The organism is Paraburkholderia sp. SARCC-3016, from assembly GCF_031119615.1.
GTDB lineage: Bacteria > Pseudomonadota > Gammaproteobacteria > Burkholderiales > Burkholderiaceae > Paraburkholderia.
In genome coordinates, this window is the sequence record NZ_JAVHZD010000002.1 from 225611 (window position 1) to 250442 (window position 24832).

At 63.2% G+C, this 24832-nt stretch carries 21 protein-coding genes and 1 pseudogene; 10 read left to right on the forward strand and 12 right to left on the reverse strand.

The window, feature by feature from the left end; genetic code table 11:
* Positions 1 to 29: 29 nt before the first annotated feature.
* The 3 genes and pseudogenes from QYH69_RS03390 to QYH69_RS03400 all read right to left on the reverse strand — a co-directional run bounded on the left by QYH69_RS03390 (position 30) and on the right by QYH69_RS03400 (position 1705).
* Entirely contained in the window at positions 30 to 308 is a 279-nt protein-coding gene (locus QYH69_RS03390) for a YodC family protein (RefSeq protein WP_308830503.1), read from the reverse strand.
* 555 nt (positions 309 to 863) lie between these two features.
* Positions 864 to 1185, reverse strand: a pseudogene (locus QYH69_RS03395) (MFS transporter); the annotation flags it as partial.
* A gap of 94 nt (positions 1186 to 1279) precedes the next feature.
* The gene (locus tag QYH69_RS03400) at positions 1280 to 1705 is read right to left on the reverse strand and encodes an OsmC family protein (RefSeq protein WP_308830504.1); all 426 of its coding nucleotides are present in this window, start codon (positions 1703 to 1705) and stop codon (positions 1280 to 1282) included.
* A gap of 550 nt (positions 1706 to 2255) precedes the next feature.
* On the opposite strand from QYH69_RS03400, the gene QYH69_RS03405 reads away from it, so the two are divergent.
* Positions 2256 to 3119 (forward strand): enoyl-CoA hydratase/isomerase family protein, encoded by an 864-nt coding sequence (locus tag QYH69_RS03405; RefSeq protein WP_308830505.1) that lies wholly within the window; start codon positions 2256 to 2258, stop codon positions 3117 to 3119.
* A gap of 269 nt (positions 3120 to 3388) precedes the next feature.
* On the opposite strand, the gene QYH69_RS03410 is transcribed toward QYH69_RS03405, so the two are convergent.
* From QYH69_RS03410 to gltA, 3 genes are all read right to left on the reverse strand, one after another.
* The gene (locus QYH69_RS03410; protein WP_308830506.1) at positions 3389 to 4540 is read right to left on the reverse strand and encodes a porin; all 1152 of its coding nucleotides are present in this window, start codon (positions 4538 to 4540) and stop codon (positions 3389 to 3391) included.
* Positions 4541 to 5038: 498 nt separating this feature from the next.
* On the reverse strand, positions 5039 to 7315 hold the full coding sequence (locus tag QYH69_RS03415; RefSeq protein WP_308830507.1) for an amylo-alpha-1,6-glucosidase: 2277 nt from the start codon (positions 7313 to 7315) through the stop codon (positions 5039 to 5041).
* A gap of 314 nt (positions 7316 to 7629) precedes the next feature.
* Positions 7630 to 8931, reverse strand: coding sequence for a citrate synthase (gltA, locus tag QYH69_RS03420; RefSeq protein ID WP_308830508.1), 1302 nt, complete (start codon positions 8929 to 8931; stop codon positions 7630 to 7632).
* Positions 8932 to 9236: 305 nt separating this feature from the next.
* On the opposite strand from gltA, the gene QYH69_RS03425 reads away from it, so the two are divergent.
* Complete coding sequence (locus QYH69_RS03425) at positions 9237 to 9656, forward strand: hypothetical protein (RefSeq protein WP_308830509.1); 420 nt, start codon at positions 9237 to 9239, stop codon at positions 9654 to 9656.
* Positions 9657 to 9694: 38 nt separating this feature from the next.
* Here the strand turns inward: QYH69_RS03425 and QYH69_RS03430 are convergent, their stop codons facing one another.
* The 3 genes from QYH69_RS03430 to QYH69_RS03440 all read right to left on the reverse strand — a co-directional run bounded on the left by QYH69_RS03430 (position 9695) and on the right by QYH69_RS03440 (position 12799).
* Complete coding sequence (locus tag QYH69_RS03430) at positions 9695 to 10492, reverse strand: alpha/beta hydrolase (protein WP_308830629.1); 798 nt, start codon at positions 10490 to 10492, stop codon at positions 9695 to 9697.
* Between the two features lie 166 nt (positions 10493 to 10658).
* Positions 10659 to 11729, reverse strand: coding sequence for a rod shape-determining protein (locus tag QYH69_RS03435; RefSeq protein WP_308830510.1), 1071 nt, complete (start codon positions 11727 to 11729; stop codon positions 10659 to 10661).
* Between the two features lie 320 nt (positions 11730 to 12049).
* Positions 12050 to 12799, reverse strand: a complete 750-nt coding sequence (locus QYH69_RS03440; RefSeq protein ID WP_308830511.1) for a helix-turn-helix domain-containing protein — start codon at positions 12797 to 12799, stop codon at positions 12050 to 12052.
* Positions 12800 to 12973: 174 nt separating this feature from the next.
* Here QYH69_RS03440 and QYH69_RS03445 point away from each other — a divergent pair, with 174 nt between their 5' ends.
* The 3 genes from QYH69_RS03445 to QYH69_RS03455 all read left to right on the forward strand — a co-directional run bounded on the left by QYH69_RS03445 (position 12974) and on the right by QYH69_RS03455 (position 16213).
* Entirely contained in the window at positions 12974 to 13729 is a 756-nt protein-coding gene (locus QYH69_RS03445) for a PadR family transcriptional regulator (protein WP_308830512.1), read from the forward strand.
* A 52-nt stretch (positions 13730 to 13781) separates the two neighbouring features.
* Positions 13782 to 14597 (forward strand): siderophore-interacting protein, encoded by an 816-nt coding sequence (locus tag QYH69_RS03450; protein WP_308830513.1) that lies wholly within the window; start codon positions 13782 to 13784, stop codon positions 14595 to 14597.
* Positions 14598 to 14833: 236 nt separating this feature from the next.
* A complete protein-coding gene (locus tag QYH69_RS03455) occupies positions 14834 to 16213 on the forward strand; it encodes a TIGR00366 family protein (RefSeq protein WP_308830514.1) in 1380 nt (459 codons plus the stop codon).
* Between the two features lie 24 nt (positions 16214 to 16237).
* Here the strand turns inward: QYH69_RS03455 and mmsB are convergent, their stop codons facing one another.
* Positions 16238 to 17134: a 3-hydroxyisobutyrate dehydrogenase gene (gene mmsB / locus QYH69_RS03460; protein WP_308830515.1), complete on the reverse strand. Its 897-nt coding sequence runs from the start codon at positions 17132 to 17134 to the stop codon at positions 16238 to 16240.
* A gap of 88 nt (positions 17135 to 17222) precedes the next feature.
* Complete coding sequence (locus tag QYH69_RS03465) at positions 17223 to 18914, reverse strand: AMP-binding protein (protein WP_308830516.1); 1692 nt, start codon at positions 18912 to 18914, stop codon at positions 17223 to 17225.
* 299 nt (positions 18915 to 19213) lie between these two features.
* On the opposite strand from QYH69_RS03465, the gene QYH69_RS03470 reads away from it, so the two are divergent.
* The 5 genes from QYH69_RS03470 (at position 19214) to QYH69_RS03490 (ending at position 24287) form a co-directional block, all read left to right on the forward strand.
* Positions 19214 to 20869: a nodulation protein NfeD gene (locus QYH69_RS03470; RefSeq protein ID WP_308830517.1), complete on the forward strand. Its 1656-nt coding sequence runs from the start codon at positions 19214 to 19216 to the stop codon at positions 20867 to 20869.
* Positions 20866 to 21639: a slipin family protein gene (locus QYH69_RS03475; RefSeq protein WP_075160918.1), complete on the forward strand. Its 774-nt coding sequence runs from the start codon at positions 20866 to 20868 to the stop codon at positions 21637 to 21639. The genes QYH69_RS03470 and QYH69_RS03475 overlap by 4 nt, the downstream gene beginning before the upstream one ends.
* A gap of 99 nt (positions 21640 to 21738) precedes the next feature.
* A complete protein-coding gene (locus tag QYH69_RS03480) occupies positions 21739 to 21999 on the forward strand; it encodes a DUF4148 domain-containing protein (protein ID WP_308830518.1) in 261 nt (86 codons plus the stop codon).
* Between the two features lie 380 nt (positions 22000 to 22379).
* A complete protein-coding gene (locus QYH69_RS03485) occupies positions 22380 to 23681 on the forward strand; it encodes an NCS2 family permease (protein ID WP_308830519.1) in 1302 nt (433 codons plus the stop codon).
* Between the two features lie 75 nt (positions 23682 to 23756).
* Positions 23757 to 24287, forward strand: coding sequence for a cytochrome b (locus QYH69_RS03490; RefSeq protein ID WP_308830520.1), 531 nt, complete (start codon positions 23757 to 23759; stop codon positions 24285 to 24287).
* A 12-nt stretch (positions 24288 to 24299) separates the two neighbouring features.
* Here QYH69_RS03490 and QYH69_RS03495 read toward each other — a convergent pair whose 3' ends face one another.
* The gene (locus QYH69_RS03495; RefSeq protein ID WP_075160922.1) at positions 24300 to 24590 is read right to left on the reverse strand and encodes a DUF1488 domain-containing protein; all 291 of its coding nucleotides are present in this window, start codon (positions 24588 to 24590) and stop codon (positions 24300 to 24302) included.
* Between the last annotated feature and the right edge of the window lie 242 nt (positions 24591 to 24832).

Genomic DNA, 24832 nt, shown 5'->3' on the forward strand with positions numbered 1-24832 from the left:
CTCGGGGAAGCGCGCCTCGTTTGCCTCGCTCACGGAAGCACGACCCGAATGAACTTGTGCAGTTGCACCGAGCCGGCCGGAATCGAGCGCGGCTCGCAGCGCACGTTCTCGTAATCGAAGATGTCCTGGCGTAATTCGCCGTGCTCGTCGAACCACTGGCAGACAAGCCGGTCGGCAGCCGAACCGGCCACCGGCCCTGCGTAAGTGACCGTCATGCGCGGGCCGCCGGCCTTGAGCGTGACAACATCGCCAACGTTGAATTGGCCGGCACGCGTCGTATCGAATGGTTTGAGAGTAGCAGTCAGCATGATGTCCCCGTTATAAGCGTAAGCGTCGAGCCGTCTGATCAAACACTGCCGTAAACGCACCACCGTCGAATCAATTGAAAGAGTGCCGCAAGATTATCAATCGGATTTTCCGCAAGCAAGCTTTTTCTAAAAAGACACTGAGGCCCGCGCGAATTAAGTGACTTTATAAAATATTTTAGAACGCGTGTTCAGCATATGGGATGCCAATGTCCGTCAGTTCCGCGCCCCGGTTCTGTAAGAGTTAGTGCCCTTGTGGCAGGGGTCTGAAGGGTGCGACCAACACGACTGTAATCTTCCCTGACTGGGGGATGTCATACGCGCGTAATAATATTCGCTAACTCGCAATGCGCAAACTTAATCGCCCATAATCCCGATCACCAATAAACCGACCGATCATTGCTGAACAACGATATATCGGGCGGCGTCAGAAATTCGGCAAAAGATCGCATTATTTACGGGTAATTACCGAGGGTCGGTTGGATGCGTGAAGAATATTTTCCGGACGCGCCGGGTTTCTGCCCGATACACGCGCAATTGTTCAGTGCACGCGACTTGTCGGCGCGCGGCCCATCCTGCTACGATGAAGCCGACGGCGAGCAGCGCAAAGCCCAATGTCAGCACGTGTGTGCCGATACGCGCGACGACCGCGGGCAAGGTCAGCGGCGCGAACGCGAAACCGATCGCAAACGCATGACCGCAAGGCCTGCTTCAGGCGGCGTCCAGTGCAGTCCCGTTTGCAGGTAGATGCCGTACGTCAGGAGAATGCACTGTTGCGATAGAACAGGAACGCGACGACGAGCCCGATAGAGAACGCAGGATTACCGAACAGTTGCAGGTCGACGAGCGGGAAGCCGCCGTGGCGCACGATTCGCTGCTCGATAACGCTTCGTCGTGCGGCTGCTCGACAGCTGGCTACTGTTGCCGCGGCACGGGTCGTTCCTGTGCCGCGGCATCCCCCATTCCGGACGCGTTCAGGTCTCGAGCTTTGCGTCCATCGTGATCGTGGCGTTCAGTACCTTCGAGATTGGGCAACCGGCTTTCGCGTCCGCGGCAGCCTTTTCGAATTTAGCCTCATCGCCTCCGGGGATTTTCACTACGACATCGAGGTGCGATGCGGTAAGCGAAAAGCCGCCACCGTCTTTATCGAGGGTGACCGTCGCCGTAGTCGCAATCCGCTCCGGTTTGATGCCGGCCTTGCCCAGTTCCGCCGATAGCGCCATTGAGAAACAGCCGGCATGCGCGGCCGCGATCAACTCTTCGGGATTCGTGCCGACGCCGCTTTCGAATCGCGTCGAGAACGAATACTGCGTGTCTTTCAGCACGCCGCTATCAGTCGAGATGCTGCCCTTTCCGTCCTGCAGACCGCCCTGCCAGACTGCCGATGCTTTGCGCTTCATCACACTCTCCTGTAGTTGCCTCATCGATGCGAGCGTGCCGTTGCATGCGCCGTGCCGCGACGCCTGTCCGCAATGATCCCGCCCGGATTCTTCTGCGGAAAACGGCCTCCATTGCAATCGCTACGCTTCGACATAGGCGCGGGCCTGGACCAGCTTCATCATAGGCTCAAGCTCGCAACGTCGCGTTGACGCCGTGCCGATCGCTTCAACGCCATAGCGCGTCCGATCCATCCTTTCCGGCGCGGGAAGGGACCCCGATAGCCCTACCCGCTCCACGCGATACGCTGCGCCTTGCTGATCAAGCATGAGAGCGTAGTGGCGGCGCGTGCTTCGGCCCGATGCTAGTATCCGAACCAGTTCATCAACCGGGTCGATCGGACTTCCGCAGGTGCGCGCTTCGCCGCCACATCTTCTCCGGCCGACATACTGGCCAGATGAACTGGCAACGCTTCAACGCGGCAAATGGACCCTGTTGCGCAACTCCTCCCATACCGCGTCGACTTCCCGATTCGCACCGCACCCCGTGCAAACGCATTTTCGAGGAGGCACCATGATCGACAAGGTTGAGTCCAGCTCTTCGAGCACCGCGCAAGAGCAGGTACGTGTCAGACGCGTAACGCCGGCATATTGGCAGGTTACGCTGCACAATCCGCCGTTCAACATCTTTGGTCCTGACTCCATTCCACAGTTGCAGGCTGTGGTCCAGGCGATCGAAACGACGCCGGAGCTCAAGGTGGTCGTGTTTCAAAGCGACGTGCCCGGCTACTTCCTGACTCACTACGATTTCATTCCGCCCTTGTCCGATTCGACTGCTCTGCCCAACGGCCCGACCAGCCTGCATCCGATACCGGACATGATGGTGCGAATCGCCAGGTCGCGCGTCATATCGATCGCAAAACTGCGCGGGCGAGTGACCGGCGTCGGCGGCGAACTGGCGCTCGCGAGCGACATGCGCTTCGCCGCCCTCGAAAATCTCGAGATCTCGCAATGGGAAGCGGGCGCGGGATTCGTACCCGGCGGCGGCCCGATGGCGAGGCTGCCGCGTCTGATCGGCCGTGGCCGGGCGATGGAAGTGCTGCTTGGCGCCGACAATATCGACGGTGAGACGGCCGACAAATACGGCTACGTGAATCGCTCGCTGCCGGACGCTCAGCTCGACGACTTCGTGGACAGATTCGCGCGTCGCATTGCAAGCTTCGACGGCGAGTCGCTTGCCGACATCAAGCAGGCCGTGAACTACGCAAGCCTGCCACCCGATGCCGAGTCTGCCGCCGGCTGGAATCTGTTTATCTGGTCCGTGCAGCGACCCGAAGCACAATACCGCATCGGCGAACTGATGAAGCGCGGTTTGCAGAAGGATCCCGACATCGAGCGCAATCTCAATCGCTACACCGAAGAGGTGGGCAAGCGCTAAGCCATAGCCAGAGCAGCGTCCGAATCGGAATATGCGTGGTCCACGTCGTGCGCGCCGTGTTGAAGCGGCTCGCGATGTTCGCGCACCTTCGGGATGATCGACTCGCTAGGTAAAGGCCTTTCTGATCCTGCGTTCCAAGGCCGACCGGCTATCAAAGCAGCGCGGACATCACCGGGTGATTGCGGACGTCGCAAGAAAAAACCCCGTCCGACACAAATGTCGGACGGGGTTTGTGCCTTACGTTGCTTCTGTACGGAAAACCGTGTGTCCTAGAAGCGGTGACGCATACCGATCGTCGCCACCACCTGGTTGCCCGTCGACGACGCGCCACCCGAGTTGTTGATGAACGCCACGAAGTTGCTTCCCGACACGTGCTGGTACATGCCTTCGGCGTACACGTCCGTGCGCTTGGACAGCGAATACACTGCCTGCAGGTTCACCTGGTTCCACTTCGGATCCGCGCCGAACGTCGAGCTGTCCGACACGTGACCGTTCGTGTACGTGTATGCGACTCCGAGGCTGATCGCCGGCGTCACCGCGTACTTGCCGTTCACTTCATAGTTGTCGAACGTCACATGGCCGTTTGCCGAACCGAACGACTGCGTGCCCTGGAACTGGCTGTGCGTGTACACGAATCCGACGAGCGCCGGCCCGATCGCGTAGTTGATGCCTGCGCCGACCGTACGCTGCACGTCGGCGCCGAGCACGAAGCCGCCTGTGCCGTTCGACTGCGATTCGGCGAGGTCGACCGCGCCCGCCGTGTTCGCGGTGCTGTTCGAGCCGTTGATCTGCAGGTAGCCGGCCGCGATATTGAAGCCCGCGAACGAGTAGCTCGCGCCCGCGCTATAGGCGCGATTCACGGCGAAGTCGTCGTTGTTCGAGAACGCGTACAAGCCGCCGAACTTGAAACCGCCGTAGTTCGCGCTGTTGTACTTGATCGAGTTGTTCATCCGAACCGAGTGGTTCAGGTTGTCGTTATCGAACGGGTGCGCGAAGCCGGTGTCGCCGAACGTGCCCGCCGTGCCCGACAGCGGCGCGACGAAGTCGACCAGCGAATCGTACTGGCGGCCCAGCGTGACGGTGCCGTACTGGTTGCTCGCCAGACCGACGAACGCTTGCCGGCCGAACAGACGGCTATGCTGGGCAAGCGTGCCGTTCGTTACGCTGAAACCATTTTCGAGCACGAAGATCGCGTGCAGACCGCCGCCGAGATCTTCGGAGCCGCGTAGACCGAAGCGGCTGCCGTTGATTTCGCCGCTGGTGGCCTGGAACAGCGAGCCATGGCTACCGCCTTTGACGACGTTATTCGTATATTGCAGACCGGCATCGATGATGCCGTAGAGAGTCACGGAACTTTGCGCATGCGCGGTCGACGCGGCGAATGCGGCAATGACCGCCGCGGGGATGGCGATTTTCTTCACTGAGTAGCTCCTTCGTGTGGAAACCGGATTAACGGCGAACGAAAGTATAGGGAGCTACCCGCAATAAGCATCTCGCCATATATCGCAATACTGTTCGTCTATTGGAGCTGTATATTTTTCATAAAACAGTAATACGCAAGTCAGGCAAAGCTTCGGCAGACTTCCGGCACGCCTCGATTAGAGCTTTTAACGTGTGGCAGTGGCGCAACTGCAACGCAGTCCGGGATTTCCGATACGAGAAGGGATCTTCGGGCTCATCCGGCCAGACTGCGTGATTCGCACGATCTGGCCACGTACGCTCCGGACATGAATTCCGCTTACCAATAGCTCATTAATCGTTGATCATGCTTTCAATTTCGTTTTTTGCAGCGATCAAAGAAGATCAAAGAACAGGAAAACCATATTCCTCAATAATTATTATTGCAATCCGAGAAATATGGCTATCCGGCAGTCGTTCTTTCAGAACATTTTTGCGTAAATCGAACCGCATTATTTCGCTTATAGCAATGCGACCACTCGCACGTCGCTCTGCTCGGACGACGCGACCACCTTGCCGTCCATGCGCCGGAACGTAATCGACACGGTCGCGTCACCGACGCGAAGGTTGCTGATCTCGAGCCAGTCGATGCCGTCCGGCAACATCGGCTGCTCGATCAGCACTTCGCGCCGCGCCGCATCGATCGTTACGCCGAGGCACGCCTCGAGCATCATGAACGGCGATCCGGCCGCCCACGCCTGCGGCAGGCATGCGACCGGGTACGCGGTCGGCGGCTCGCCGCGGCGTCGCTGGAAGCCGCAGAACAGCTCCGGCAGACGCATATCGAACTTGACCGCCGCCTGGAACAGCGCCTGCAGCAGATTGACGGCGGCCGGCTTGCCGCCGTAGCGCACGAGCCCGCGCGCGCAAAGCGCATTGTCATGCGGCCAGACCGAGCCGTTGTGATACGCCATCGGATTGAAGCGCGGCTGCCCCGCCGCAAGCGTGCGCACGCCCCAGCCCGTATGAAAGAGCGAGGATTCGAGCGTATGCGCGACCGCTTCGCCGCGCTCGCGCTTCGGCAATCCGAATGCGAGCAGATGCCCCGCGTTCGACGCGAGCACGCGGCACAGCTCGCCGTGGCCATCGAGTGCGATGCCGTAGAAATTCAGGTCCTCCATCCAGTACAACGCTTCGACGCGCTCGCGAATCGACGTCGCGCGCTGCGTGTAGCCCATCGCATCGCTCGTCAGGCCGCGCAGCGCCGCGAACTGCGCCATGGTGTCGAACGCGGCGCTCGCATACGCCTGCACTTCGACGAGCGCGATCGGGCCGTCCGGAAAGCGGCCGTCCGCATGGAACACGGAGTCGTGGCTGTCTTTCCAGCCCTGATTCGCGAGCCCGCCGTCGGAAGCGCGCTGATAGTCGAGCAAACCAAACCGGTTCTTGTCGCAGACGCCCGCGACCCACTTCGCCGCACGCTCGAGCGCTGGCCACAACTCGTCGACGAGCGCCGTGTCGCCGGTGCGCGTCACGTATGCGCCGGCCAGCACGATGAACAGCGGCGTCGTGTCGACGCCCCCGTAGTACAGCGCAAACGGCACTTCGCCCGTTGCCGCCATCTCGCCGCGCCGCAGTTCGTGCATGATCTTGCCGACCGCGGCGTCGCGAAATGCCGAATCTTCGAGCGCCTGATGCTTCGCGAGAAAGCGCAGCACGCCGCGCGCGAGCCCCGGCTGCAGCCATAACGACTGCAGCGAGGTAATCACCGCGTCGCGGCCGAATGGCGTGGAGAACCACGGGATGCCCGCATACGGATACGGACCTGTTTCGAGATCGGTGGTCAGCAGGCTCAAATCCGCCTGCGAACGGTCGATCCACGCGTTGAAGAGCGGATTGCTCGAACGCACGCGCGCCGACGCGCGGCGCCGCTCGCGCATCATCAGGTGCGCGTCGACGAGTGCCGCGCGCACCGCGGCGCGGCCGACGCGCGGACGCACGGTATCGATCTGCGACGTATGCGCTTCGCTGAACGAATGCGTGGGCTGCGGCACGTGCGCGTCGCCGCGCCCCTTGCCTTCGACTTCGACCGCCACCGACAGATAGATCGACAGGCAGGCCTGCGCCGGCAGGCGCACCGAATAATCGGCGCGGCCGGCGAGCAGCTTGTCCGGCGTGGGCGAAAAAGCGATGCGCACGCGGCGCGACACGTCGTCGAGGCCGATATAGTTGAGCAGCACTTCGCCGTTCTCGACGCGTGCCGGTTCGATCGTGCCTTGCTTCGGGCGCTTGAGACCGCGCACTTCGAACATGTCGCGGAAGTCGCTCGCAAACGAAATGGAGAGCGGCACGACCGCTTCATTCGTGCCGTAGTTCGTCAGTTCGATCGCTTCGTTCAGTACCGTGCCGCACAGCACGCGCACGCGCTCGACGTGAATCACGCCTTCCGGCGTGATGTCGCCGCCCAAAGGCGGCAGCGGACGATTCGTGAGGTGCGCGGTAAACGCCGTGTTGTCGCTGCTCACGCTACCCGACAGCAGCGACGGCGCGCGTCCGCCGAATGTGAGGCGCAATTGCGACAGCACCCGCGTATCGTTGACGAACAAGCCGTCGTCGACGCCGGTAATGTCGCCCAGTGGATCGTTGACGATGAATGTCCCGCCCGACTTCAAGACCGACTGGCTGGCACTGGCCACGTTCAGATTTTCCGGCGCGATGAATGCGCCGTCGTCTTCCTGCTCCTCGAAATCCGCGCGTTCCGTATGTGTCAGTCCACCTAGTGCTTCCGGATTCTGCATCAGCTCCCTCCCTGTGCTCGTCTGTGCTCGTCGATCATCGTTCCGATTTTAGAGGGTCTACGCGAAATGGGCACGCTTGCGTTGCGAGCATGCACGCGCGGTTTCGCAGTCGCACCCGGACGCACCGGGCAAATCGGCAAACCAACAGGAAAAAATGCGGATGATGCGGACACAGATGCAGTACGGACCAGGTGCCAATCGCGCGGTTTTGGCACGCCGCATGCGAGCGCGCGTACCGGCGATCGGGTCGATGCGCTCGCCGCGCGAGCGCTTCCGGGTAGATCCGAGCCGGATCCGGTTACATTCGCCTGGCATCAACGCTCGGCGAGCGGCTTCGCCTCGCGCGGCGTGTGCCCGACAAAGAGCTGACGCGGACGGCCGATCTTCTGCTCCGGGTCCGCAATCATCTCGTTCCACTGCGCGATCCAGCCCACCGTGCGTGCCATCGCGAAGATGCAGGTAAACATCGACGTCGGAATGCCAAGCGCGCGCTGCACGATGCCCGAATAGAAGTCGACGTTCGGGTACAGCTTGCGCGACACGAAGTATTCGTCTTCGAGCGCGATCTTCTCGAGCGCCATCGCGAGCTTGAACAGCGGGTCGTCGTGCAGACCCGTTTCCTCGAGCACTTCGTGGCACGTCTCGCGCATCAGCTTCGCGCGCGGGTCGTAGTTCTTGTACACGCGGTGACCGAAGCCCATCAGCTTCACGCCCGAGTTCTTGTCCTTCACCTGCTTGATGAATTCGGGAATGTTGTCCACCGTGCCGATTTCTTCGAGCATGTTCAGCGCCGCTTCGTTCGCGCCGCCGTGCGCCGGGCCCCACAGGCAGGCGATACCGGCCGCGATGCATGCAAACGGGTTCGCGCCCGACGAACCGGCGAGGCGCACCGTCGACGTCGACGCGTTCTGCTCGTGGTCCGCATGCAGGATCAGGATGCGGTCGAGCGCGCGCACGAGCACGTCGTTGACCTTGAATTCCTCGGCCGGCGTCGAGAACATCATGCGCATGAAGTTCGCGCTATACGACAGATCGTTCTGCGGATAAACGAACGGCTGGCCGATGCTGTACTTGTACGCCATCGCGACGAGCGTCGGCAGCTTCGCGATCATGCGGATCGCCGACACTTCGCGATGATCGGCATTCGTGATATCGAGCGAGTCGTGATAGAACGCGGACAGCGCGCCGACTGCCGCCACGAGAATCGCCATCGGGTGCGCATCGCGCCGAAAACCACGGAAGAAGATGTGCATCTGCTCATGCACCATCGTGTGGTTGACCACCGATTTCACAAACGCTTCCTTCTGCTGCGGATTCGGCAGATCGCCCTTCAACAGCAGATAGCACGTCTCGAGGAAGTCCGCGTTCTGCGCGAGGTTGTCGATCGGGAAACCGCGATACAGCAGTTCGCCCTTGTCGCCGTCGATGTAGGTGATCGAGGAATTGCACGACGCCGTCGACATAAACCCCGGGTCATACGTGAACTTGCCGGTCTGGCCATAGAGCCTGCGAATATCGACCACATCGGGACCCATCGAGCCCTTGTAGATCGGCAGTTCGATCTTCTCATTGCTATCGGAAAACGTTAGCGTTGCGTGTGCGCCTGAGCTGTTCATTCGGGGTCCTCGTATCAAACCATTGCTTGCAAGTCGACCTGCATTCTAAAGCCCGGGTTCGTCAACTTTGCGACGATATACGCAACAGTGATTACCGTCGAAAGAAACACTCGTCGGCGAGAAGGCCTTCGCGAAGCCGACAAAGTGAAAGAAAACGCTGCAAATGCAACAATCTTTTGTTCAGTGGAACGATACGGATCGCAAACGGGTCTGCGATACTGCAGTCATGCAACCGGTCGTCTGCGAGCCGCGCGAGATGTCTTTATGCGCAGACCTCCGGCACCAACTGAACAGGGATGTCAAACATGACGCTGAATATGGAAACGCTTTTCCCGGATACCGGCGAACAGGAAGAAGCCGTCGTCACCGCGCTCAATCATCAGGACATCGTTCTGGCGATGTCGGCGGCACTGGCCACCGAAAAAATCGCAGTGCTGCACATGCTCTACCCGCGCACCGACGCTCGCACTCACAGCAGCCTCGACAAGCTAGTCGACCAGCTGCATGCGCATGGGCTGCATGAAGTCGCGCGGCTGCTCTCGCAGGAGGCTCACTATCTGGTATTCCGGAGTCCGGCCAAAGCGTGGAAGGCGTTTCATGAAATCCGCAACGACTCGCTCGCCATCGGCGTGCATCTTTACTACTGCGGCCTCGTCGGCGAGGCCGCGGAGCGCGCGCTGGACGAAGACGCGCATCGCAAGCCCGCGCACAAGCGCAAGCACTGACAACGCGAGGCGCGCGGCGCGGGCGACAATGCAGGCGGTCACGCCCCAGCGCGAGTCGCTACACCGCGCACGAATTCGTCGACGTAGCGATTGAAGGCGGCCGGGTGCGCGAGATTCATTCCATGCGACGCGCCGTTCACGGTTTTCCGGCGCGCGTCCGGCAGCCATGATTGCAGCGCCGCGACGGCTCGTTTGAACATCTGCGGACTTTTCTCGCCGTCGATCAGCAATACCGGGCAGCGCACCTGCGACGCGTCGTCGGGCACATAGGCAGGTAGCGGATCGCGGAACTGGCGCGCCAGCGTGTGCGCGTTGTCCGTCGCCATCGTGCGAAACGCGGTCGTGCTCTTCGACCAGAAGCCAGGGCGGCTCACCGAATCGACGAACAGCTGCAGGCCCGCTTCCACCTTCCCTTCTTCGATCAGTTGCGCGGCACGCGCGCGCAACGCATTGACCGTTTCGGGCAGGTTCGCGACCGGCCGGCCGGCGATCTGCAGCGGACCGCCCGGGTCCGCCAGCGTCAGCGTGCGCACATGCTGCCGGTGTCGGCGCGCAAAATGAAACGATACACAGCCGCCGCGCGAATGGCCGATTACATGCGCCGGGCCCGCATCGAAACGATCGATGAATTCCGCGAGTTCGTCGGCATGGCGGCTCCAGCTGAACGGAAAGCGCGCCGGCGTCGCGCCATTGGGCCAGTAGTGCGTGAGGCTGATCGCAACGCAGCGATAGCGGTTCGACAGGCCGTCGAGCTGGGGCTGCCAGTAGCGGTAGTCGCATAGCGACCCGTGCACGAACAGCAGCAGTTCGCCTTCGCCGCGTTCGACGTACGGCACACGCAAGCCGCTGCTCAATTCGACGAAGGAGGGAGAGAAAGCGTGCGTGGCGGCGGGTGCATTCACAGGCGGAGATGGGCAAACAGTGACGAATGAGCGGACATCAGGCGATGTCCGACATTGTCACATACCTTTCAGAGCCGCTTTGCTTGCCCCCGCGACCCGCTTATTCGTACACGTAGGCGTCGACGAGTCCCGCTTCCGCTGCCGCGCCCGCGCCGCGCACCGCGCACGTCAGCGGCTCGTCGGCGACCCGCACGGTAAGACCCAGTTCGCCCGCGAGATAGCCGGTCAGATGCCCAAGCAGTGCGCCGCCGCCCGTCAGCACGATGCCGGCATGCGCGATGTCCGTAACGAGCTCGGGCGGCGCATTTTCGAGTGCCCCTTTCACCGCGACGAGCACCTGGCGCAGCGGCACCGCGATCGCATCGGCGACATCCTGCGTGCTGATCTCGATCGTGCGCGGCAGGCCGTCGTCGACGCTGCGGCCCGTCGCGAACATCTTTTCCTGCGGCACGTCGCGCAACGCCGAACCGATCGTCTTTTTCACGTGTTCCGCTGTCTGTTCGCCAAGCACGACGCCGTACATCGTGCGTACATAGTTGACGATCGCCTGGTCGAGCTGGTCGCCGCCGACGCGGATCGATCCGCTATACGCGACGCCGCCGAGCGCGATCACGCCGATTTCGGTCGTGCCGCCGCCGATATCGACAACCATCGAACCGGTTGCCTCAGACACCGGCAACCCCGCGCCGACCGCCGATGCCAGCGATTCTTCGATCAGGTTGACCTTCCATGCGCCCGCCGCGACCGCCGCTTCGCGGATCGCGCGCCGCTCGACCTGGGTCGCGCCGGCCGGTACGCAGATCGTGAAGGCCGCGCGGCGCGCGAAGAACGGCCGCGGCTTCGCCATGTCGACGAATTGCCGGATCATGTGCTCGGCGGCCGGGAAATTCGCGATCACACCGTGCCGCATCGGCCGCACCGGTTCGAGGTTGCCCGGCGCGCGCCCGAGCATCTGCTTCGCTTCGGCGCCGACTGCCGCGACGCGTCTGCGGCCTTCGGCCGACATCTGCTTCTGGAAGCACACGACCGAAGGCTGATTGACGACGATACCGCCGTCGTCGGTATAGATCAGGGTGTTGGCCGTGCCGAGGTCGACGGCGACGGAATAGTGGAACAAGCGTCCGAAAAGCGAAGAGCGGTTCAGCGAAGCTTGCGGCATCGATCGCGCCATATATCGGCTCTGTAGGTGTGTGGTTGGCTGTCCGGAAGGCGACGTCAGCGCAACGTCGGTAGCTCCATGGCGGCACGAAACGCTCGAACGCGCGGGCAGGCATGCCGCCGGCCCGTGCGTCGGGCATGTTGTTCAGGCTTATGACCACCGTTAACGGCGCGCCGCGGACGATCTTTAGCGCAACGTAAAGAACTCGCGTGCAACGCGAAAACACCTACAAAAAGCCTTCATTCGCGCGGGCGCCAGCGCAGCGCGCGGCGCGCGGCGCGCGGCGCGCGGGCAAAAGCTGACCATCGAGGCGCACCGCTTCGCGAACGCTTTTAGCGGAAATATCGCGCAGGCGTTTGGCCGAGCGAATCCCTGAACACAGCGATAAACGACGACACGTCGTTGTACCCGACGTCGAGCGCCACGCGCGTTACGCTCGCCCCGGCGCCGAGCCGCTCGAGCGCAATCAGCAAACGCAGTTGCTGCCGCCATTGCCCGAATGTCAGTCCGGTTTCCTTGACGAAGAGCCGCGCGGCCGTGCGCGCGGTCACGCCGGCGCCTGCCGCGAACTCTTCGAGCACGCCCGATTGAGCCGGATGCGCGCTCAACGCTTCGGCAATGCGCAGAATTCGCCGGTCGCGCGGGTAATGCAGCGACAGCGGCGCGGCCGCGAGCAATGGCAGACGGTCGACGATCACATCGATCAGGCGCGCCTCGGGGCCGTCGGGCGGATAGTCTTCGCCGAATTGGGCGGCCGCGAGCAGCAATTCGTCGACCAGCGGGTCGACCGACACGACGACGTTTTGCGCCGGCACGGGTACGGCATCGGTATCCGCATACAGCGTGCGGGTCACGACCGGAGTCAGCGACGTCGCGCGATGCGGCGCACCCGGCAGCAGCCACACCGCGTGATGCGGCGGCACGACCCACAGTCCGCGGTCGGTGCGCACGGTCAGCACCCCTTCGCTGACCTGCACGAACTGCACGCGGTGCTCCGCGTTCCACGGCTTGTCCAGCGCGTCGTGCCGCTCGGCGAGCACGATGACCGGGCGCTGCGCGAGGTTCGCTTCGATGGCGTCCATTGTCCGTTTTGCCGTGTCAGGTATCGAAACGGTGCGAGATTAGCACGTCGGCGATAAGTCTGCCGACGCGAGAGTCGAGTCATCCCGTAAAAACGAGATTTGACAAACTATCTTTAGATATATATCTTACGATATATCTTTAGATACATCGTCGTTCTTCCCGAGGAGTTCGTCATGCGCGATCATCGCCAGTTTCATTTCTCATCCAATAACGCCTTCCCGAGCCGTCCTGGATTGGCCGACGCATTCTCGCTGCACCGCCTGTGGCATGCGTGGCACGCCATCGGCCGCCATCACCACGGTCGCGGCGGCCGCTTTTCGGGCGGCGGCCCGGGTTTCGGCGGCTTCGGCGACGAAACCGACGGTTTCCCGCGCGGACGCAAGTTCACGTCCGACGATCTGCAGCTGCTATTGCTCGCGCTGATCGGCGAGCGGCCCAGTCACGGCTATGAACTGATCAAGGCGCTCGACGCGCGCTCGAACGGCTTCTACTCGCCGAGCCCGGGCATGGTGTACCCGGCGCTCACCTACCTCGAGGAACTCGGCTACGTCACCGTGCAGATGGAAGGCAACCGCAAGCGCTACGAACTGGCCGATGCAGGCCGCAGCTATCTGGCCGCGAACCGCGAACGCGCCGACCTGATGCTCGCGAAGCTCAGTCATATCGCCCGCAAGATGGACATGGTGCGGCGCGCGTTTTCCGGCGAGGCCGGCGATAGCGCAGGTAGCGAAGCCGGAGGCGATGAATTCGGCGGCGTTCGCGGCACGGCCTGGCTGCCCGAATTCATCGAGGCGCGCCGTGCACTGAAACACGCGCTGCTCCTGCGCGACAACGCATCGCCCGACGAGCAGCGCCGCATTGCCGCCATCCTCGCGCGCGCAACGGCCGAGATCGAAGGCAAAACCAGAGGCGGCGGCGATAAGGCCTGAGCACGGCCTGAATGGAGCCAAAGCCCGCTCGCAACCGAAAAGGAATTCGTTCATGCACGATCGCTCCGATCTTGCGGTGACGCGTGTGCGTCATCCACTGAAGTTCCGACTGCTGCAAGTCAAGCACGTGCGGCAGCTCACGCCGCATCTGACCCGCGTCACGCTGACCGGCGACGACCTCCACGACTTCGAGTCGGCCTCGTTCGACGACCATGTCAAAGTGTTCTTCCCGGCCCCCGGCGCGGAAAAGCCGTCGCTGCCGCAAACGGGTCCGGACGGACCCGTATTCGTTGCTGACGAACCGCGCCCCGTGGCACGCGACTTCACGCCGCGCCGCTACGACCGCGCCATGCGCGAGCTCGATCTCGAGTTCGCCTTGCACGAAGCAGGGCCCGCCGCCGAGTGGGCGGCGCAGGCACAGGCCGGCCAGTATCTTGGCGTCGGCGGCCCGCGCGGCTCGCTGGTCATTCCGACCGGGTTCGACTGGCACCTGCTGATCGGCGACGATACGGCGCTGCCCGCCATCGCGCGTCGACTCGAAGAGTTACCGGCAGGCACACGCGCCGCGGCAATCATCGAGGTCAGCGATCCGTCCGCGCGCATCGAATTTTCGACTGCATCGGATCTGTATAACGTGTGGTGCTATCGCAGCGAAGCGAAGTCGCGCGGCGAGGCGCTGCTGCAGGCTATCCGCGAAACGTGGATGCCCGACGGCGAAGGCTACGTCTGGGCAGCCGGTGAAGCGGCGACGATGCGCGCGGTGCGCTACCACCTCGTCAACGAGCGCGGCATCGACAAGTCGCGAATTCGCGCGGCGAGCTACTGGAAACAGGGCGCCGTTGCAGTACACGAAGCGCTCGACGATTGACGCGCCCGCGTCGTCATCCATCGTTAGCAAAGCGTACTCTTCGTTGTCATCGCAATTCCATCTCGGATGATCCGGCGCGAACCTGACGGCACGTGCGCGACAGCAGACATCGAAAAATTCCGGTATGTTTCGTGCCCACGTCGAACGCGGCGTCGCGGCGCACGAGCTTTCAAACTGAAGGCTTGCGCACCGCGCGATACGCCGCATCTGAAACCACGCGCACGAGAGAAAATACAATGGACGCGAGACAGCCTGCTCCTACAACCGCATCGCAACCGGAACGCCGCGACATCGTAAGCGTGCTCGTCTATCTGTTCGAGCGTGTGATGCCCGACCCGTTCGTACTGTCGATCGGGCTCACGCTCGTCGTGATCGTGTTGTCGATGCTGTTCGCGCCGAAAGCCGACATTCCGCACGTGCTCAGTGCATGGTATGGCGGCGCCTTCGGCATTCTCGGCTTCGCGCTGCAGATGATCCTGATTCTCGCGACCGGCTTTGCGATCGCCGATGCGCCGGTCGTGCAGCGCGCGCTGCGCTCGCTCGCCTCGCGCGTGCAGACGCCGACCAAAGCGGCACTCGTCGTGTTTCCGATCGTCGCGATTGCCGCATGGCTGAACTGGGGATTTGGACTCGTGGTCGGCGCGCTGCTCGCGCGCGAGATCGCGAGGCGCGTCGACGTCGATTTCGCGTGGCTCGTCGCGGGCAGCTATTCCGCGTGGTCGATCTGCAATAGCGGGCTGTCGAGTTCGATTGCGCTGTCGCAGGCTTCGCACGGCAACGCGCTGAATCTCGTCGAAAAAGCGACGGGCCAGGTCGTGCCGCTCACGCAAACAGTGTTCGCGCCGTTCGTGTTTGTGCCGACGGTCGCGATCGTCGTCGTGATGACGTTTATCTTCATCAGGATGCATCCGCGCGATGCGAAGATCACGACGCTGCGAGACGAAGCCGTGGCGCCCGCCGACGATCCGCACGCGCGCAATGCCGATGACGGCTCGCTTGCCGCGCGACTCGAACAGTCGATGCTCGGCACGCTGCTGCTGCTCGCAATGGGCGTCGGCTATATCGCGATGCAGTGGCATGAGAAGGGCTTCGAGCTCGACATCGACACGACCATTCTGATCTTTCTGCTCGCCGGGCTCGCGCTGCAGCGCACGCCGATCGCTTACGCCGATGCGATTCGCCGCGCGGCGCGCCAGACCGGCTCGATGCTGCTGCAATATCCGATGTACGGCGGCATCATGGGCATCATGAGCGGCACGGGCCTCGCATCGGTCATCGCCAAGACGTTCGTCGCAGTCGCGACGCCGAGCACGCTCGCGCTGTGGAGCTATCTGAGCTCGCTCATCATCACGTTGCTGATTCCGAGCGCGGGCGGTCATTGGGCCGTGCAGGGGCCGTTCGTTCTGCCGGCGGCATTGAGCCTGCATGCGCCGGTCGCGCGCACCGCGATGGGCGTCGCGATGGCGGAAAACGTGTCGAACATGCTGCAGCCGTTCTGGGCCGTGCCGGTCGTCGCGATTGCCGGTATCCGGATTCAGCGCGTGATGGGCTATACCGCGGTGACGTTTTTCGTGTCGCTGGTCATTTACGCGGTGTCGTTGTGGCTCGTGCCGTGACGTGTCGGCTTCTGCCTCGCGCGATCAGGCCGTATCGTCGTCGCGCCGGTACAGCCTGATCACCGACGAGAAATCGAGCTTGCCCGCACCGTTTGTGCTCATCGCCTGATACAGCTGCTGCGCGAGTGCGCCAAGAAAGACCGGTTGCCGCACGAGCTTAGCGGCGTCGTTCGCGAGACCCAGATCTTTGAGCATCAGATCGATTTCGAAGCCGCCCGTATAGCCGCGCGACGACGGTGCGGTATCGAGCACGCCCGGAAACGGGTTGTACGTATCGGAACTCCAGCAGCGCCCCGTCGACGTATTCATGATGCCGGCCAGCACCTTCGGATCGATGCCGAGCGCAGCGCCTAGCGCCATGCCCTCCGCCACGCCCGCCATCGTGATGCCGAGCACGAGGTTATTGCAGATCTTCGCAACCTGCCCTGTGCCCGTGTCCCCGCAATGCACGATGTTGCGGCCCATCGCCGACAACACCGGCTTCACACGTTCGTAGGCTTGCGCACTGCCGCCGACCATAAAGGTCAGCGTGCCTGCCACAGCGCCGCCCGTGCCGCCCGAGACCGGTGCATCGACGAATGCATTGCCCTGCTGCTGCGCAAGCGCCGCGAACGCCTTCACGCTCGCCGGATCGATCGTGCTCGAATCGACGATCGTTACGCCGCGTGCGATGCCGGCGAGAATGCCGTCGTCGCCGGTCAGTACGCTCTTGACGTGCGCGGCGGCCGGCAGCATCGTGATCACGCATTGCGCGTCGGTCGACGCCGCTTTCGGCGACGCGGCCGCCTGCGCGCCCGCTTCCACGAGTGCCTGCACGGCCGGCGCGCTGACGTCGAACACATGCAGAACGTGACCCGCATTCAGCAGATTGCGCGCCATCGGCGTACCCATGTTGCCGAGCCCTACGAAACCAATTCTCATCGTGCCGTCTCCGGTGGGGTCCGCATGCGACGCGCCTGTCAACGCACCTCAGCGCGCTTCAATGCGCTTCAACGTACTTCGGTTCAGGTCAGCGCAAATCGGGAAAGTCCTCTTCCCAATACTCGCCGGGCATGCGCGCCGGCTCCGCGGTGCGATCAAGCTCGCGACAGCGCAGCTCGACGCGGCGAATCTTTCCCGAGATCGTCTTCGGCAGTTCGCTGAACTGCAAGCGGCGAATCCGCTTGTACGGCGCGAGCTTCTCGCGGGCAAAACGAAACACGTCGCGTGCCACTTCGGGGCTCGCGTCGAAGCCGTGACGCACGGTGACGAACGCCTTCGGCACCGACGCGCGCAGCGCATCGGGGCTCGGCACCACCCCCGCTTCGGCAATGGCCTCGTGCTCGATCAGTACACTTTCGATCTCGAACGGGCTCAGCCGGTAATCGGACGACTTGAACACGTCGTCAGACCGGCCGACGTAGACGAGGTAGCCGTCGTCGCGCCTGAATGCAACATCGGACGTGTGGTAGTAGCCGTTGCGCATCGCGTTCGCATTTGCCGCTTCGTTGTTCGCGTAGCCGGTCATCAAGCCAAGCGGGCTCGCCGAAAGCGGCAGCGCGATTTCGCCCTCCGCAACGGGCTGATCGTCCGCATCGACGAGTTCGACCCGATAACCGGGCAGCGGCCGTCCCATCGAACCGGGTACCACCGGCTGCCCCGGCGAGTTACCGACCTGACACGTCGTCTCGGTCTGGCCGTAGCCATCGCGTATCGTGATGTTCCACGCGTGGCGCACGCGCTCGATGACCTCCGGATTCAGCGGCTCCCCCGCGCCGACAATCTCGCGCAACTTCACCGGATACGAAGCAAGCGGCTCCTGCACAAGCATGCGCCACACGGTCGGTGGCGCGCACAGCGTCGTCACGTTGCAGCGCACCAGGACCGTTAGCGTGTCTTTCGGCACGAAGCGCGCGAAGTTGTAGACGAACACGCACGCCTGCGCATTCCACGGCGCAAAGAAACAGCTCCATGCATGCTTCGCCCAGCCCGGCGAACTGATATTCCAGTGAATATCGCCCGGCTGCAGACCGATCCAGTACATGGTCGACAGATGGCCCACCGGATAGCTCGCATGCGTGTGTTCGACGAGCTTCGGCTTCGACGTCGTACCGGACGTGAAATACAGCAGCATCGGATCGCTCGCGCGCGTGCGGCCATCGGGCGCGAACGATGAAGAGGCCTCATAAGCGGCGGCTATATCGGTCCAGCCGTCGCGCGGCGCCCCCACGCAGACACGCGTGAGCGGCACGTCGAGCGCATCGAATTTCGCGAGTTCCGCGCCATCGACAATCGCGACGGTCGCGCCGCCCAGTTGCACGCGATCGCGCACATCGTCGGCCGATAGCTGGGTGGTGGCCGGCAGCACGATCGCGCCGAGCTTCATCGCGGCGAGCATCGTGTCCCACAGCTCGACGCGATTCGGCAGCATCAGCAGCAGACGGTCGCCGCGGCCCACGCCAAGGCCGCGCAGGAAGTTCGCCACGCGATTCGAACGCTCCGCCATCTGCGCATACGAAAGCGTGAGGCCGCGGCCCTCGGTGTCGTCGACGATCCACAGTGCCGGGCGCTCATTGCCGCGCGCGATAACGTCGAAGTAGTCGAGCGCCCAGTTGAAGTCGTCGAGAACCGGCCAGCGGAACTCGCGATAGGCGCGCTCGTAGTCGGTGCGATGGCGCAACAACAGATCGCGCGCTTCCAGAAAGCTGTCGGCTGCTGTCATGGTTGTCTCCAGTACCATGCCGCGTTATCCCGGCGTGCGCTTCAACGCGTGGCTGGACATCGTCGCGTGTCGGCGCGAATGCGCTCTATTGGCGGACATTCTGCACGCAAACGTGCCGCGCGATAACACCTGTTTGGACTTCGATCAATTCATCGCGGACTCGCCGCGCATTCGTCCCGCATTCATCCCGCATTTCCCGCGCATCGATCGATTTCCGACTAAGCTTGATAACAGGCCTCCTTTTGGGGCTGGTCGCCGCCGGCGCCGGGATCCGCCCGGCGGCGCGCCGGCCGTCGGCGATGAGAATCTACCCGTTTCTCCCGTACCGGCAACCCGGCCCGACGTCCAGACGCCGCATCGCATGCGGCGCGGCGCGGGTGGCGGGCGCGACGATGCACCGCACGCCACGCGGCCCGCACCTGCGTGCGGCTGCGGTGCGAATGCTGCGGCTGGCCGCCGCTTCGATGGCCTTCGCTATCTTCACGGGCCAAGGCCCAACCGGTTTCGGCATGTCGGCGGCCTATGCCGCCGAAACCAGCGACAATCCCGCGGCCGCCGCGACGCCACACGTGATCGTGATTCCGGTCAGCGGCGCGATCGGCCCGGCGAGCGCGGACTTCATCGTGCGCGGACTCGCGCGCGCCGCGCACGAGCATGCGGCGTTGGCAGTGCTGCAGCTCGATACGCCCGGCGGGCTCGACACGTCGATGCGACAGATCATCAAGGCGATGCTCGGCTCGCCGGTGCCCGTCGCCAGCTATATCGCCCCGGGCGGCGCACGCGCCGCGAGTGCCGGCACTTATATCGTCTATGCAAGCCAGATCGCCGCCATGGCGCCGGGCACGAATCTCGGCGCCGCCACGCCGGTGCAGATCGGCATGGGCGGTTCCGACGCGCCGAAACCGGGCGCGGGCCCGGCGCTGCCCGGCCTCGCGCCGGACAGCAAGCCCGGCGGTGAGGCTTCCGCGGCTTCGTCGGCCTCCGCAGCCGCCCCATCGCCCGCGCTCGATACGCAATCGACCGAAATCCGCAAGCAGGTGCAGGATGCGTCCGCCTACATTCGCGGCCTCGCCCAGCTGCGCGGGCGCAACGCGGACTGGGCCGAGCGGGCGGTGCGCGAAGCCGTGAGCCTGTCCGCACGCGAAGCGCTCGAACAGAAGGTCGTCGACGTCGTCGCCCGCGACCTTCCCGATCTGTTGCGGCAGCTGGATGGCCGAACCGTCACCACCGCCGACGGAGACCATCGCCTCGCCGTCGCGCACGCCGACGTGATCACGCTCGAGCCGGACTGGCGCAGCCGCTTCCTCGCGGTGATCACCGATCCGAACGTGGCGCTGATTCTGCTGATGATCGGCATGTATGGCCTGTTCTTCGAGTTCGCGAATCCGGGCTTCGTGCTGCCGGGCGTGGTGGGCACGATCAGCCTGCTGGTCGGCCTCTTCGCGCTGCAATTGCTGCCTGTCAACTATGTGGGACTCGGTCTGATTTTCCTCGGCCTCGCTTTCCTGATCGCCGAGGCCTTTTTGCCGACGTTCGGCTCGCTCGGCTTCGGCGGCGTCGTCGCGTTTGCGATCGGCGCACTGATGCTGATCGATACCGATGTGCCCGGCTTCGGCATTCCGCTGCCGATGATCGCCGGCGTCACGCTGTTCGGCGCCCTGTTCGTGTTCACCGTGTCGAGCGTCGCGCTGCGTGCGCGGCGGCAACCGGTCGTGACGGGCTCCGAAGCAATGATCGGCAGCATCGGCGTGGTGCTCGACGACGGTCTCGTGCCGGGCGACAACACCGGCGACGGCGGTGGCACTGGCTGGGCGCGCGTGCATGGCGAACGCTGGCGCGTCGAGAGCAGCGAGCTGCTGCCCGCAGGCCACACGGTACGCGTGACCGGCCGCCGCGGACTTACGCTGACAGTCGTGCCGGCCGGTGCGGCATCACAACAGGGAGAACGCAGATGATCGGTTTCACGTTCGGTTTCGGCAGCATTCTGATTGTGGTCGTGGCACTGCTGATCGCGTCGTCGATCCGCATTTTTCGCGAGTACGAACGCGGCGTCGTGTTCATGCTCGGGCGCTTCTGGAAGGTCAAGGGACCGGGACTCGTGCTGATCATTCCGGTCGTGCAGCAGGTCGTGCGGATGGATCTGCGCACGATCGTATTCGACGTGCCGCCGCAGGACGTCATTACGCGCGACAACGTGTCGGTCAAGGTGAATGCGGTGGTCTACTTTCGCGTCGTCGATCCGGAGCGCGCGGTCATCCAGGTCGCGCGCTACCTCGAAGCCACGAGCCAGCTCGCGCAAACCACGCTGCGCGCGGTGCTCGGCAAGCACGAACTCGACGAACTGCTCTCCGAGCGCGAGCAACTGAACGCGGACATCCAGAAGGTGCTCGATGCGCAGACCGACGCCTGGGGCATCAAGGTATCGACGGTCGAAATCAAGCACGTGGACATCAACGAAACGATGATCCGTGCGATCGCGCGGCAAGCGGAGGCGGAACGCGAACGGCGCGCAAAGGTCATTCACGCCGAAGGCGAACTGCAAGCGTCGGAAAAGCTGCTCAATGCAGCACGGATGCTTGCGCAGCAGCCGCAGGCGATGCAACTGCGGTATCTGCAAACGCTCACGACCATCGCAGCCGACAAGAATTCGACGATCGTGTTTCCGCTGCCGATCGACGTAATCACCGCGGTACTCGACCGGATGGGCAAGCCCACGCAAATGTGAGCGTGCCTATTGCGCACGACAGTTCGCTTGTGCCTCACGCGCTTTGACGAGCCGCTCTAGAATGGGAATGCACTGCTTCGACTTGTTGAGGACGCAACCATGAAACGCATTCCTCGTATTGTTCTTTGTGCGATCGCCGGCGTCTTGTGCTCGACCTATGCCTTTGCGGATACGCCCACGGCCGGGTATGACCCGTCGGCACCGAAGACGCGCGCGCAAGTGATCGCCGATTTTGCCGAATGGCGCGCGGCGGGCTACGATCCAGACGACTGGATCGATTATCCGGAGAATGCCATCGCCGCGGGCAGGATCGTGGCCGCGCGCCGCGCGGCGCAAGCGGCAAATCCGTCGCCGCAGTAAGCGCCCAGCACGCAAGGTCCGCGAAACGTTCGATGCCGCGGACCTTTTCCTATCTAACGTTTTCTGCCGATCGCGTTTCTGCCGCTCCCCCTTAGCGGCATTCTACGAACCCCGCCCGCCTTTATCCGGGTTTTTCCTGTCGAACCGCAACGGTTTGGCGATTCCCTGATCGCACGCACGAGATTGCGCCAATCAAGGAATTCGCGAAGATGTGCGCCCCGAATTTGTTCATATAAACTCCGCACAACTATCGAGGTTGTCCTGCTGCCCCGCGGCCGATTCATGTTTACAATCCGCCGCGTGGCTGTCCCGGACCGGCAGCCGCCCGACCGGCAGTCTTCTTCGACAACAACGACTCAACCCGACGAGAGAATCGGCACATGGACTCCGTAAAACGGTATTTCGGCTTCGACGAAGCAGGCACGACCCTGCGCACGGAAGTACTCGCAGGCGTGACCACCTTCCTGACGATGGCCTACATCATCTTCGTCAACCCCGCGATTCTCGGCGACGCCGGCATGCCGAAAGACTCCGTGTTCGTCGCGACCTGCATCGTCGCGGCGCTCGCGTCCATCATCATGGGTCTCTACGCGAACTATCCGATCGCGCTCGCGCCGGGCATGGGACTCAACGCCTATTTCGCGTACACGGTCGTCAAAGGCATGCACTTCCCGTGGCAAGCGGCACTCGGCGCCGTGTTCATTTCCGGGTGCCTTTTCATGATCGTCACGCTGTTCCGTGTGCGCGAGGTGATCGTCAACGGCATTCCGCATTCGATCCGCATCGCGATTACCGGCGGCATCGGGCTCTTTCTCGCCATCATTTCGCTGAAGTCCGCCGGCATCGTCACCGGCAATCCGGCCACGCTCGTCACGCTTGGCAATCTTCACGACGCGCATGCCGTGCTCGCCATCGTCGGCTTCTTCGCGATCGTCACGCTCGACTATCTGCGCATCCGCGGTGCGATTCTGATCGGCATCGTCGGCGTAACGGTGTTGAGCTTTTTCTTCGGCGGCAACGAGTTCCACGGCATCGTGTCGATGCCGCCGTCGATCGAACCGACGCTGTTCAAGCTCGACATTCGCGGCGCCCTGTCGACCGGCGTGCTCAATGTCGTGCTCGTCTTCTTTCTGGTCGAACTGTTCGATGCGACAGGCACGCTGATGGGCGTCGCCAACCGCGCGGGGCTGCTCGTGCACGGCAAGATGCATCGGCTCAACCGCGCGCTGCTCGCGGACAGCACCGCGATTCTCGCGGGCTCGGTGCTCGGCACCTCGTCGACGACCGCGTATATCGAAAGCGCGTCCGGCGTGCAGGCCGGCGGGCGCACCGGCGCGACCGCGCTCACCGTCGCCGTGCTGTTCCTGCTGAGCCTCTTCTTCGCTCCGCTGGCCGGTGTCGTGCCGGCTTATGCGACGGCGCCCGCGCTGCTCTATGTGTCGTGCCTGATGCTGCGCGAAATGGCCGACCTGCCGTGGGACGATGCGACCGAGGTCGTGCCCGCGGCGCTCACCGCGTTGCTGATGCCGTTCACCTATTCGATCGCGAATGGGGTCGCGTTCGGCTTTATCTCTTATGCAGGGCTCAAGCTGCTGACGGGACAGGCGCGGCAAGTGAAGCCCGTCGTATGGATCATCGCGGCGGTCTTCCTGCTGCGCTTTTTGTACCTCGGCGCGGAATAGCCGCGGGCGGCCTGTCTGTCGCTTCGGTTGCCACGACCATTCGTTACAGGAACAAGATCCGTTTAGGAGCAGTGCATGTCCGCTTACACGACGCAGGAACGCTATTCAAAGCCTGCGATCTTTTTTCATTGGGCCATTTTTCTGCTGGTCGCGACTGCCTTCTTTGCGATCGAAATTCGCGGACCGAAAGGCAGCGACAGCCGCACGCTATGGACTGCCGTGCACATGTGGGCCGGCGCGCTCGTGCTCTCGCTCGCCGTGTTGCGGCTGCTATGGCGCCTGTTGCACGGCGTGCCCGCCGAAGTGGAAACGAATGCGCTATTGACCTTTCTCGCGCGGCTCGTTCATCTCGCGCTGTATCTGTTTATCTTCGCGCAGCCGCTGCTCGGCATTCTGATGATCAACGCCGGCGGTCATCCGGTCACGCTTGCCGGCACTAACCTTCAGATCGTGCTCGTGGGCGCCGACCCCGGCGCGCGGCACGCGCTGCACGACGCGCACGTGTGGCTCGGCAATGCGTTCTACTGGGTGATTGGTCTACATGCGCTGGCGGCGATCGCGCATCAAGTGCTGTTCAGGGATCGCACGCTGCAGCGAATGATGTAGCGTGCGCGCCGGCTACGAGCGAACGTTCGCCTCGTAAAACCGCACATAGCCGCTGCGCAACACCGCGCATTGCGCGCGCGTCTCCGAGAGCAGCCGGCGCGTCGCGGCTTCGATTCGCGAGCGGTGCGCGTCGAACGCGCCCAGCATGTCTTCGATGCGCGGCGACGCCGCGCCGAAATGGTCTTCGAGTGCCTCGGCCGTAATCGTGCACTCCACCCGTTCACCATCGACCATCGCCGTAAAAGCCAGGGTCAGCTCTCGCCCCGAATATTGAGGGGGCACGTTCGGGAAAATGATCTGCATGGGAATCGCCTGCCGGGTGGAACGTCGTTGCCGTGGCCGCGCCTGCCCTTCGAGTGCCTCCGTCTGGAACGCAGGCGCGGGTCGAACCGCCGCGGACTGTGCGCAAGCGCACGCCCGAAACGATTTCATTCACTTTAGACGACTTCCGCCGTGCCGCAAGTTTTCCGTTGACGCACACCATCGCGGTGCCTGGAGGGAGCGAAACAGGAGCAAAACGGGAGCAAAACGAGCCCCGCCGCGGT